Here is a 13,200-nt window from a genome sequence, read left to right on the forward strand (position 1 = left end):
ATCATTCTTCCTTTCTAAAACAGTATCCATAACCCCAAACTGTTTGTATATATTTAGGCTTAGATGGGTCTTCTTCTATTTTATTTCTTATTCTTCTTATGTTTACATCTACAATTTTAAAATCATATAAATAATTAGTTCCCCACACTTCATTAAGTATTTGATCTCTACTTAATGATTGATTTGAATTTTTCATTAAGTATTTAACTATTGAAAATTCAGTAGGTGTAAGTTCTATTTCTTCATTATCTTTGAATAATTTCCTTTTATCTAAATTTAATACAAATGAATCTGATACTATCTCATTTCCCTTTGATAAATTTTCGTCTTTTTTAACTCTTCTTAAAAGCGCTGATACTCTTACTAATAGTTCTTTTATACTAAAAGGCTTCACCATGTAATCATCTGCACCTGATATAAACCCTTCGATTTTATCATCTTCCTGTGCTTTAGCTGTAAGCATTATTACACCTACCTGATCAAAGTTTTGTCTAATAAACTTACATACTTCTATACCACTTATATCTGGAAGCATAACATCTAAAAGAGCTAGCTTTATATCTGGTTCTTTGCTTATTTTTTCTAATGCTTCCTGTCCTGTTCCTGCTTCTATTATTTCATATCCTTCCCTTTTTAGGTTTATACTAACAAAACTTCTTATTCCTATTTCATCTTCTAATATTAATATTTTTTCCTTCATATTAAACCTCCCAATAATTAATATATAAGTGAGAAATACTCTTTCAATGCCTCTTCATTTATTTTTAATTTTTTTAATTGTTCTAAGTTGTTTATATATAATGTGAAAGTATAATCGTTATTTTCACCAAGTGTTATTGACGATTGATTGACATTCTTTTTATTTTCATCAATTATATTTTTATTAACAACAGCTATTGTAAATAATTCTTTAGGTTTTGTTTCTAGTATATCATAATAATAGAATTTAAATAATACATCACTACTTTGCTCTTGATAATCTTGTTCTATATAGAACTTGTTTACTAGTTCATTAGGTATTAAAAGGCTAAATTTATATTGATAATTATAATATATCTGAATTGTAAATAATAATGATGAATCTTCTAGATTTTCTTTTCCATTCCATCTATACCAGCTTATAGTTGCTGAGGTTTTTGAAGTATATATATTTCCACTTCCATTTACTATAGGTATATCTATAACCTTATCATTGTTTATATCCTCTACTGGTATGTAGTATGGCTTCATTATACTTTTATCGTCATCTTTAAATGCTTTTTTTAATTTACCATCTTTTAAGTACAATATCTGTGTTATATAGTTATCATTTTTAAGTATAGGCATATCAAGTACTATGCCTTTATGTTCAATTGTTTTACCCTTTTTATTTTCAGTTGATATAGTGCCTAATGTTATATATGAATTATTCAGACTTTTTATATTATCAAACTCAACATAGTTAACAAGCTTAAGGCCTTTATCAAAGTTAGCTAAACTTGCATATGCTTTATTAGTCTTTGGATTAAAATGTAGCATTAATATATCTAACTTATCATCTCCATCAATATATCCAATTTTTACTTTCATATCTAAAAGATTTTTACTATCTTCTAACCATGTAGGATCTAATGTGTATACTTTTTTTACTTCATCATCAATAAAATTATATATATACATATTAGTTTTTCCCTCTGATTTTATAAGAAGTACTATTTCTTTTTTTCCATCATTATTTAAATCATAAAAATTAGCATATTGTATTTCTTCACCTTCTTGAAGTGAATAAGCTTTTTCTTTATTTGTATATGTACCATCAGGATTCTTAGTTAATACAATAAATCCCACTTCATCTTTTTTATCATCTTGGCTTTCTTTCTTTTGAAATACTACTAATTCCTTTTCTCCATCATTGTCTAAATCTACCTCATTTATTTTTGCTGCTTCTTTTGAATTATTTGGCTGTAACAAAGATGTTTGTTTTGTTAGTAATTTTTTTATACCTTTATATAAATCTGATTCATTTTGATTATATAAAGGCTTATCTTTAATAAGCTCTTCAGGAGATTCTGAAGTTATACTACATCCAGTTGTTAAAAATACAATTAAGCTAGCCCCAATTAATAACTTAAAAAATTTCATCTAAAACCTCCTATCCTTTGTATGTTTTAAAATATTGTTTAAACTTTTCTATTCTTTCCTTTTCATTATTTATAGTCTCTAAACTTAAATTTCCTCTTCCTAATCTATCACAAAAAGATAATAATGCTATCTCTTTATATTTTACATCATTTATCATATTTTGTGGATTAAAAAAAGGAAGATTTTTATCATAAAATAATGGTTGCATGTGATATCTTATCATTTTAGATACACTTTCATTAAATTTTTTGTCATTACTTACCATATCTAAAAAAACTTTACCAATTTTTTCACCTTCTATATCATGATTATAGGATGTTATTTTGCCCCTTCTAATTTTTGTCGTTGTAAGTTTTCCTAGATCATGAAGTAAAGCTGACCACATAAATACTCTTTCATTTTCTGAAAGTTTTTTTACTTCACTAGCTTTATCAACTACTAATAGTATATGATTTAATACATTTCCTTCTGGATGATATTTTAGATTTTGTTCTACCTTCTCTAGATTTTTTATCATTTCAAATGGCTCTTTATCAAATTCTCCATTTTCAATTAACCTTCTTATATCTTTAGAAGGTTTATTACTTTTAAGTAATATTTCATCTACCTCATTAAATATCTCTTTACTAGTCATATTTTTTCTCCTTATTTTTTTAATAAAAAATTCACTTCGCCTAAGCAACGTGTTGGCGAACATATTTATAATACCTTAATATATAAAAAAAGCTTAGAATAACTAAGCTTTTTTATTTTATCACTATTTATTTTTTTTTATTTATATATGATTTTAACAGCTTTATTTTTTTGGAAACTTTTCTTCTGACCAAACTATATTTTCAAATTTATTGCTGCTTTCTTCACTTTCCACTACATTATCTTCATTAGATGACTCTTCTTGTATAGTTCTAAATCCTACTGAATCATCTGCTTCAATTTCATAATATCCGTCAGAATTAATTTCATTACTAAGTTGATTTTCATCTACATATATATTACTTTCATCACTTAAAGGTTTTACTTTTTTTCCTTTTTGATTTGAAGACTTTTTACTTTTGACTTTTTTATGGCTAACTTCTTCTTTTGGTTTTATCTTATTATTTTTAGAAGGTTTCTTAGTTGCTGACTTATTACTTTTTTGATTTTTACTCTTTTTGCTAGGATTATTGCTATTTTTGCTCTTTTCTTCTACTTGTTTACTATTTTTTTCCTCTACCTGTGCTAAATCTTTTTCTTCTTGATGTTTCTTAGAGTTTTTTGGTTTAGATTTTTTACTTCCTAGGCCTAAATTTACCTTTAACTTATTTGATTTTTTTGACTTAACATCTTTTTCTAACTCATCATTATTTTTTCTTTCTTCAGTAAGGAAATCATTAAGTATGACTTCATTTAAATCCTCTTCATATTTAGGTGCCTTAATTGTTTTTTCTTTAGGTGATTTTTTTCGATTTTTACTATTAACTCTAAACATAAATACACCCCCTAAAATACTCTTTATATTATATATAGTATATTAGAGGGTTAAATATTACTATTTTCTAGGTGGTTTTGGACCTATATATTGATATAAGTTTGTTTTTAACATTCCATTGTATAACTTTCTCTTTTTATCAGCTTGTTTTCCAAACTCTTTTTCAAATTCATCATAAGAAGTTATTAAATAATATGACCAATTTCTAAGTCTAAAGAAGGCCTTTCCTAAATTTCTATATAGCATTTGGACACTTTCTTTATCTTCAAGTCTTTCTCCATAAGGTGGATTTGTTATTATAAACCCATACTCTTCATCACTTTTAAATTGAGTCGCATCTAAAACATTAAATTCTATATATTGATCAACTCCAGCTATTTCTGCATTTTCCTTAGCTATTTCTATAGTTTCTTCATCTATATCATATCCATAAATTTTAAAATCTATATCTTCATTTATTTTTTCATAGGCATCTTTTCTAACATCCCACCATATTTTTTTATCTATAGTTCTCCATTTTTCAGATATAAACTCACGATTCATACCTGGTGCCATATTTATAGCTTTCATAGCTGCTTCTATAAGCATAGTCCCCGAACCGCACATAGGATCAACCAATATTCTACCTGGTTTCCAAGGTGTTAAATCAACTATACCAGCAGCTAAAGTTTCTCTTATAGGTGCTTTGTTAGCTCTTTCTCTGTATCCTCTTTTATGAAGAGCATCTCCCGTTGTATCTATGTAAAGAGTTACTATATCTTTATGTATAAATACATATATAGGATATTTTTCTTTACATTCTTTTAGTAGTCCTCTTTCCATATACTTAGCTTTTAAACTATCTACTATAGCTTTTTTTACTATTGATTGTATATGTGTAGTACTATATAACTTTGACTTTATAGATGATGCTTTTGATACTGGAAATTCAGCTTCATAAGGAATGTATCTTGACCAATCTATTCTCTTAGTATTTTCAAATAATTCGTCAAAAGTTTTAGCTTCAAATTCAGCAATTTTAAGGTGTACTCTTTCTGCACATCTTAACCACATATTAGCTTTAGCGATACCATCTTCTCCAGTTTTATAAGTTACTCTACCATCTTCTGTTTTTACTATTTCAAAACCTAGTTCTTTTATTTCTCTTGCTAGCATTTTTTCCATACCAAAAAAGCATGGTGATACTAATGTATAACTTTTCATACGTCCTCCTTAGTTGCTTATATCTTTATTCATACTACCCATTTCATATCCATTCATATCTAGGGTAACATATTCAAATCCAAATTCTTTAAATTTATTACTAGTGTTTTTAAGTACTTCTTTAATAAAAAACTTATCTATCTCATCAAATCCAACTTCAATTCTAGCAATATTTTCATGTATTCTTACTCTAAACTGATTAAATCCTAAATCTGCTAAATATTGCTCGCTCATTTCTATTTTTGTAAGAAGTTCTTTAGTAATTCTTGTATTGTATGGGACTCTAGTTGCAAGACATGCAAAAGCCGGCTTATTATATGTTTTTAGTCCCATTTCTTTCGATAATACTCTTATATCTTTTTTAGTTAAATTGCACTCTTTTAATGGACTTATAATATTTAATTCCTCTAGTGCTTTTAGCCCTGGCCTATAATCACCTAAATCATCTATATTTGTTCCATCTAGTATATACTCTATATTATTATCTTTTGCTATCTTTTTAATAGTATTAAACACATATTTTTTACAATGATAGCATCTATCTTTTTTATTTTCGATAAACTCATCTAATTCTAAATTATCTATATCTATAACTAGGTGCTTAACACCAAATTCATTTGCGTACTTTTTTGCTTCGTTTATTTCCTTTTCACTATGCATCATAGCATTTAAAGTTATAGCCACTACTTTTTCACCTAATACATCTTTAGCTACTTTAAGTAAAAAATTACTATCTACTCCTCCAGAATAAGCTATAGCTACATTGTCTAATTTAGCTAATATATTTTTTAATTTTTCTAGCTTATCATTTAATTCCACAAATACACCTCTCCCTTATTTAATAAATTAATTATATATAATGTTATAATATAAAGCAAACTTTAATTTCTCTTTACTTTAAAATTGAGTTTTTTATATATTTATTGTAATATTAAAATAGTAAAGGGGGAGGGATGACTATTATGAATTATTATGACATCTTACAAAATTTTCTTAGATGTAACAAAAACATAAAGTTAAAATTTAAAGAGGATAAAAAAACATTAGATATATGTAACTATAATAACACTATACTTTCTTTAGAGTTACAAAATAGCGACATGAAACTTAATGCTAAAGTAATTTACGAAAGTATTATTAATTTAGATAATTTAACTATATATATTCCTAAAATATATGTAAAAGAAAACTAGAATATAATTAATTTATCCCAGAGTAATATTTCTCTGGGATGTTATTAATTAATCTATTACTTATTCCTTCTTGTATATAACTATAAAAGCATCATTAAATCCTTTTTCTTTTAACTCTTCTATTCTTTTTTCAGCATTCAATCTATTATTATATGAGCCACATACTACCCTATATAAAGTATCCCTATTATCTATAGGTGTTATAGGTTTATTAACATCATTGTCAACTGGAGTATACGTTATATTTAAATATCTACATATGCCTCTTGCTATCCCATCTGCTAATGCCTCTTGCTTTTGAGTAAGAATTTTGTAATCTTCCTGATTATCTATAAAAGCAAGCTCTATAAGACATGCTCTCATATTAGTATTTCTTATTACATAAAAATTAGCAGTCTTTACTCCTCTATTTTTAGTATATGCTTTGGTTTTTAGCAATTCTTCATGTATATAATTTGCTAAATCCTTAGTTGATGATGTATGAGAGTACGTCTCTATACCGTTAGCTGTGCCATTAAATGAATTACAATGAATAGATACAAAACAGTCTGCACCCCAACTATTTGCATCACTAGTTCTCGCTTCTAAAGATATTGTTTTATCTTCAGATCTACTTAACCTTACTTCTATTCCTTGTTTCTTTAATAATTTCTCTACCTTTTTAGATACTTCTATATTTATATTTTTTTCATATAGATTATTAATACCAATAGCTCCACTATCATTTCCACCATGACCTGGATCTATATATACCTTTTTTACCATAATTAATTCTCCTTTTATAGTACTTAAGCTATAATAAATAGCCCTATACATTATATGATTTAGGTATATAATTTGACATTATTTTTAATACAAAAAGCCGTGTTATAAATTATACAACACAGCTTTTGTTTTATAGTAATTTTTCTTTCCATTCCTCTTCTTTAAAACCTACCACAACATGTTTTCCATCAAATGCTATAGGCCTTTTTATAAGCATTCCATCGCTAGATAATATATCTAGTAATTTATCATCATTCTCAGTTTTAACTACATCTTTAAGCCCTAGCTCTCTATATTTTACACCACTAGTATTAAAGAATTTTTTTAATTCATATCCACTTAGTTCATACATTTTTTTTAATTCTTCTTTAGTTGGAGGATTTTTAACTATTTCAATATCCTCAAATTCTAAGTTATTTTCCTTAAGCCAAGCCTTGGCTTTTCTTACAGTCGATCATTTTGAATACCCATATAATTTTATCATTTGTCTCACCCTTTTAGTTAACATTTTATTTTATATTTACCCAACAGCTATACTTTTAATCAAACTTATTCCATGGAACTACTTCTACTTCCCCAAACCATCTTTCATTTAGTCTATTAGAAAATTCTCCTTTATATCCTATAAAAGATAATACTATTAGTTCTAAATACTTTGTCCCTATTTGTATTATATTCCACATATCCTCAACACTAAGATTTGCTCTATTATCTCTTCTGCTTGGATGCACTATTTTATTTCTAAAGTATATTACTAGATCTACCCCATCATCAAATCTTGTTTTAGTCCAATCATCAAATAGATCTAATTCTTCCATTCCATATGGGATTTTACATATATCTAGTACCATTTTTATATTTTTAGCTGCACTATTTAAGTCAAATTCATCATCATTAAGTATTTGTTCTTGCTCTACAAGTATCATATAAGATAGTGCTTCTAATGCAATTTGAATTGATATTATATTATTTTCTATTGTTATCTCACCTAATGATTCTATATACCAATCTATTACATTTTTTATAACTTGTCCACAATATCCATCTTCTAGTTTTTTGCACATTAAAGACATATACTTTTCTATATTATGGTGATTTGATATAGTATCTGTCCAAGTTGGTACAAACTTAAATGGAGTTACTATGTTTTCTCTCCATAACCTATAGACATTGTTATTTCCTTGATACCCTTTAGCTAAGCATATTCCAATATGCCTTCCACACATAAAGCTAAGTGCTATTGATATCCTATCTAAAAAATCTATTATATTATTAGTTTTAAATTGTTTTTTATCTTTTCTTTGAACTCTCCCTATATGAGTTATTATACTACCAGATTTAGATTTTAGTTTTTCATTTAATTCTTTTCTATAATCATACCTTTTATCTATTGTAACTACAAAGTCATTAATTTCAAATTGAATTCTACCTGCGAACAACTTATCCACGTGTTTTATAAGTGTTCCCGGAAATTTATCTAAGTTTATTATATGAAAATCTATATAATCTACATATGCATTTTTTGACTTTATATAGCTATCATTTGTATATCCTTCTATATTAAAATCATTTATCGAATTTATACTTATCGAAATTGGCTTATATCCATAAATTTCAAGTATTGCATTATCATAATCTAAATCTAAGTCTATATCTTCATCATATGCAGAAAGTATTTGTGCTTTAAAGTTTATAGATACTGGAGGAGTCATTTTATAATACACTATTCCGCTACATTTATATTTTTTATCTAAATAAATACAAAATCTACCTTGATATATGATTATATCTTCATCTATTTTGTATCTTAAGTATTCTGAAGATATAGCACTATTTATTTCTTTCATAATGTTTTCCTCCTTCCATGCAGTACTTCTTGATTATATCATAAATAATAAACTTTAGCTAAGATTTAAATTAATCGTTGTTATATCAATGTATATAACTATCTATTATACTAATTATCTTTTTCATTTTAACTTAAATTGATTTTATATAATATTATAGCATTTTCAATCTCTTCTTTTAAACACATATTTGAATTATTTCCTTACATAAAGATTCCCCTTAAAGTAGTGTTATCTAATAACTTTAAATTCTATCTATCTTAAGGGGCTTAATTCATACTTTAAAAATTATTTTTTAATGCTGTTGATAACATTAATTTAATTCTATTTATTTGATTTATTTCACTTGCTGATGAATCATAATCAATAGCTATTATATTTGCATCTTTATACATTTCTTTTATTTTCTTTATTTGACCTTTTCCTGTTATATGATTTGGAAGGCACCCAAAAGGTTGCATGCATATAATATTTTTAATATCATCTTCTAATAACTCTAACATTTCTCCTGTCAATAACCAACCTTCTCCTGTTTGATTTCCTAATGATATTACATTTTCAGTATACTTAGATATAGTTCTTATATTTTTTGGAGGAATAAACCTTTTACTTTTCATTAATTCTTTATTATAAGTGCTTTGATAAATATTCATTGCATTTATAAATAGATTTCCTAATTCTTTATTTATCCATTTTCCATCTAGATGTTTAAATTTATATTCTGCATTTAAGCAACAACTAAGAAAGAAGTTAGATAACTCAGGTACTACCGCTTCTCCTCCTTCAGCTTCTATAATATCAACTAAATAATTGTTTGCAAGAGGATGAAATTTTACTAATATTTCTCCTACTAACCCAACCTTAGGCTTTTTTATATCTATTAACTCTAAATTATCAAAATCATGTATTATACTTTTTATATTTTTCTTAAACTCTAATATACTAGATTTTTTTAATGATTCTTTGCATATACAAACCCATTTATCATACAATTTATTGGCACTGTTTGTATACTTTTCGTAAGGTCTTGTTCTATATAAAACTTTCATCAATAAATCTCCATATATACAAGACATTAATAATCTATTAGCCATACTAAGTGTAATATGTTTTGATAATCCATTTTTCTCTATTCCATTTACACTTAAAGATATTACAGGTATATCTTTGTAACCAGAATCATAAAGGGCTTTTCTTAAAAATCCTATATAATTAGTAGCTCTACATCCTCCACCAGTTTGTGTTATAGCTACAGAAGTGCTATTTAAATCATACTTACCAGTTTTTAAAGCTTCTATAATTTGACCTATAACTATTATTGCAGGATAACATGCATCATTGCTTACATATTTCAACCCCTCATCTATTATTTCTCTTTTTATATTTTCTAAAATAACCAAATTATACCCACTTAAATTTACTGTTTCTTTAAAAAATTGAAAATGTATAGGTGACATTTGAGGTACTAATATAGTATGTTTTTTATTTATTCTACCTTTTTTATATTCGATATGATCATTTTCTATATATTTATTATTTTTTCTTTCTTCTATTGCAGCTTTTAATGACCTTATCCTTATCTTAGCTGCACCTAGATTATTTCCCTCATCAATTTTTATAACTGTATGAATTTTAGATTTCTCATTTAAGATTTCTTTGACTTGATCTATTGTAATAGCATCTATACCACATCCAAATGAATTTAGTTGAACAAGTTCTAAATTAGAACTTTCTTTTACAAAACTTGCTGCTTTATACATTCTATGGTGATATACCCACTGATCAACTACTCTAAGTGATTTATTTATTTTAGATAGGTGAAATATAGAATCTTCACTTAATACATTTATTCCTAAGGAGTTTATAAGTTCTGGTATTCCATGATTTATCTCCGGATCTATATGGTATGGCCTTCCACATAAAACTATACCTTTTTCATTTTTATCATAAATCTCTTTTAAGGCTTTTTCTCCCTCAATTTCTATATCTTTTCTGTATCTCTCTTGCTCTATATATGCCTTATCTAGAGACTTTTCTACCTCAGTCTTAGATATATTAAAGTACTTAAATAGTTCTTCATATAAGTTTTTAATAAGTTTCTCACGATTATTTAGACTTATAAAAGGATTAATGTAATTTATATTTTTTATTTCATCTATATTATTTTTTATAACTTCTGAGTAAGATATAACTATTGGGCAATTATAATTATTGTCACATCGTTCATCTTCTTTTTTTTCATTAACTACACAAGGATAAAAAATATATTTTATATCTTTTTCTATTAAATCTTTTATGTGCCCATGTACCATCTTAGCTGGGTAGCAAATTGTGTCTGATGTTATAGATGATATTCCTTTTTCATATAAATCTTTTGATGAACGTTTAGATAAAACTACTCTAAATCCCATATTTGTAAAAAAAGTATGCCAAAATGGATAGTTTTCATATATATTTAATACTCTTGGAATACCTATTTCACCTCTAAATGCTTTAGATTTTTCTAATGGCTTGTAGTTAAATATTCGATTATATTTATATTTATAAAGATTTATCTTATTTTCTTTTATTTTATTATCATTATATAAAGCTTCTCCCCTCTCGCATCTATTTCCTGATATGAATAATTCATCATAAAATTTATTTATTGTTAATAAACAATTATTTGAGCATCCACCACATCTTGAAGTTTCTGAACTAACTTCTATGTTTTTTACTTTGTCTAAATTAAGTAAGGTGCTTTTATTGCTACCATTATACATATCCATTGATATTAAAGCACATCCAAAAGCCCCCATTAACCCAGCTATAGATGGTCTTACAACTTCTTTGTTTATTATCTTTTCAAAACTTCTAAGTACTGAGTCATTATTAAATGTACCGCCTTGGACAACTATATTACTCCCTAGATTATCAAAATTACTTTCTTTAATAACTTTATATAATGCATTTTTTATTATGGAATAGGAAAGACCTGCTGATATGTCTGCTATGCTAGCGCCTTCTTTTTGTGCTTGCTTTACCTTTGAATTCATAAATACAGTACATCTTGAACCTAAATCTACTGGTAATTTAGATAATGTTCCTATTTTTGCGAATTCTTTTATGTCTATAGACAATGATTCTGAAAAATTTTCTAAAAATGAACCACATCCAGATGAGCATGCTTCATTTAATATTATATTATCAATTACACCATCTTTAATTTTTAAACACTTCATATCTTGCCCACCTATATCTAATATAAAGTCAACTTTATCATTGAAATACTTTGCTCCTTTATAATGTGCTATAGTTTCTATTTCCCCAAAATCTATACCTAATGCCTTCTTTATAAGACCTTCACCATAACCTGTTACTGTTGAGTAACATATATTAGCTTTTTTAGGTAATTTGCTATATATATCAATTAAAACTTCTTTAACCGTATCTAAAGGTCTTCCATTATTACTACTATAGTGACTATATAATATATTTTTTTCTTCATCTATTAAAACTACTTTTGTTGTAGTTGACCCTGCGTCTATACCTAAATAACAATTCCCTACTACTTTTTCTATATCTTTATATCCTATATCTTTTTTGTTATGTCTTTTTAAAAATATTTCATATTCATTTTTATCTTTAAATAGTGGCTCTAATTTACTTATTTTATTTATACCTTCTTTATCCAAATTCTTAATTTTATCTATCAATGATTCAAGGTTAACTTTGCTGCCTTTTTTTGATATTAAACTAGCTCCCATACATACATAAAGTTGGGCATCCTTAGGAAATATTATATCTTCTTCATCTAAATTTAACACCCTCTTAAAAGCATATCTTAGTTCTGATAAAAAATATAACGGTCCTCCTAAAAAAGCAACCTTACCTTTTATCTCTCTCCCACAAGCTAATGCACTAACAGTTTGTATAGCAACTGCATTAAATATACTCATTGCAATGTTTTCTTTTTTAGCTCCATCATTTAAAAGAGGTTGTATATCTGTTTTTGCAAATACACCACATCTTGATGCTATCTTGTAAATCGTATCATAATTTTTTGCAAGTTCATTTAATCCATTAGAGTCGGTCTGTAAAAGATATGCCATTTGGTCTATAAATGCACCTGTTCCTCCTGCACATATACCATTCATCCTTTGATCTATTCCATCTGTTAAATAAGTTACCTTTGCATCTTCTCCTCCCAATTCAATAATCACATCAGTTTCTGGATAAAAATACTTTATAGCTTCTGTAGATGCTATTACTTCCTGTATAAAATCTATTTTTAGTCTCTTAGCCATATCGATTCCACATGACCCTGTTATTGCTACAGTTATTTCTCTACCTTCTAGTATACTTTGTACGTCTAATAATGTATCTAAAACTGTATTTTTTATACTTGACAAATGTCTTTTATAATTTTTATATACAATATTATTATCATCATCAAATACCACAACTTTGACTGTAGTTGAGCCAATATCTATACCTAATGAAAATAATCTATTCATGTTAAATCCCCCATATTTTCTGTTTATCTATTATTAAGTTTTATGCTTTTTTAGATATTTATATGTAGCCAAAATTTATAAGTTTTTTAAGTTGATATTTATATATA

General features: G+C 26.3%; 10 protein-coding genes and 1 pseudogene. 1 reads left to right on the plus strand and 10 read right to left on the minus strand.

The window, feature by feature from the left end:
- Position 1: 1 nt before the first annotated feature.
- The 6 genes from walR to larE all read right to left on the minus strand — a co-directional run bounded on the left by walR (position 2) and on the right by larE (position 5,611).
- Positions 2-700 carry a cell wall metabolism DNA-binding response regulator WalR gene (walR, locus tag I4U66_RS06515; protein ID WP_092925408.1) on the minus strand — a complete coding sequence of 233 codons (699 nt, stop codon included), beginning with the start codon at positions 698-700 and terminating at the stop codon, positions 2-4.
- A 17-nt stretch (positions 701-717) separates the two neighbouring features.
- Positions 718-2,121, minus strand: a complete 1,404-nt coding sequence (locus I4U66_RS06520) for an FG-GAP repeat domain-containing protein (RefSeq protein ID WP_092925406.1) — start codon at positions 2,119-2,121, stop codon at positions 718-720.
- Between the two features lie 10 nt (positions 2,122-2,131).
- A complete protein-coding gene (locus I4U66_RS06525; protein ID WP_092925404.1) occupies positions 2,132-2,755 on the minus strand; it encodes an HDIG domain-containing metalloprotein in 624 nt (207 codons plus the stop codon).
- A gap of 162 nt (positions 2,756-2,917) precedes the next feature.
- Positions 2,918-3,589 (minus strand): hypothetical protein, encoded by a 672-nt coding sequence (locus tag I4U66_RS06530; protein WP_092925402.1) that lies wholly within the window; start codon positions 3,587-3,589, stop codon positions 2,918-2,920.
- A gap of 60 nt (positions 3,590-3,649) precedes the next feature.
- On the minus strand, positions 3,650-4,792 hold the full coding sequence (locus I4U66_RS06535) for a THUMP domain-containing class I SAM-dependent RNA methyltransferase (RefSeq protein WP_195928622.1): 1,143 nt from the start codon (positions 4,790-4,792) through the stop codon (positions 3,650-3,652).
- A gap of 9 nt (positions 4,793-4,801) precedes the next feature.
- Positions 4,802-5,611 carry an ATP-dependent sacrificial sulfur transferase LarE gene (gene larE, locus I4U66_RS06540; protein WP_195928623.1) on the minus strand — a complete coding sequence of 270 codons (810 nt, stop codon included), beginning with the start codon at positions 5,609-5,611 and terminating at the stop codon, positions 4,802-4,804.
- Between the two features lie 143 nt (positions 5,612-5,754).
- Between larE and I4U66_RS06545 the strand changes: the two genes are divergently transcribed.
- Positions 5,755-5,985 (plus strand): hypothetical protein, encoded by a 231-nt coding sequence (locus I4U66_RS06545; protein WP_166505568.1) that lies wholly within the window; start codon positions 5,755-5,757, stop codon positions 5,983-5,985.
- Positions 5,986-6,045: 60 nt separating this feature from the next.
- Here the strand turns inward: I4U66_RS06545 and I4U66_RS06550 are convergent, their stop codons facing one another.
- The 4 genes and pseudogenes from I4U66_RS06550 to I4U66_RS06565 form a co-directional block, all read right to left on the minus strand.
- On the minus strand, positions 6,046-6,750 hold the full coding sequence (locus tag I4U66_RS06550) for an N-acetylmuramoyl-L-alanine amidase (RefSeq protein WP_195928624.1): 705 nt from the start codon (positions 6,748-6,750) through the stop codon (positions 6,046-6,048).
- Between the two features lie 130 nt (positions 6,751-6,880).
- Positions 6,881-7,192, minus strand: a pseudogene (locus I4U66_RS06555) (Spx/MgsR family RNA polymerase-binding regulatory protein); the annotation flags it as partial.
- 97 nt (positions 7,193-7,289) lie between these two features.
- The gene (locus tag I4U66_RS06560) at positions 7,290-8,597 is read right to left on the minus strand and encodes a hypothetical protein (protein ID WP_092925391.1); all 1,308 of its coding nucleotides are present in this window, start codon (positions 8,595-8,597) and stop codon (positions 7,290-7,292) included.
- A 281-nt stretch (positions 8,598-8,878) separates the two neighbouring features.
- Entirely contained in the window at positions 8,879-13,093 is a 4,215-nt protein-coding gene (locus I4U66_RS06565; protein WP_195928625.1) for a 2-hydroxyacyl-CoA dehydratase, read from the minus strand.
- Positions 13,094-13,200: the final 107 nt, after the last annotated feature.

Source organism: Romboutsia sp. D33t1_170424_H2 (assembly GCF_015669105.1).
GTDB lineage: Bacteria > Bacillota > Clostridia > Peptostreptococcales > Peptostreptococcaceae > Romboutsia_C > Romboutsia_C hominis.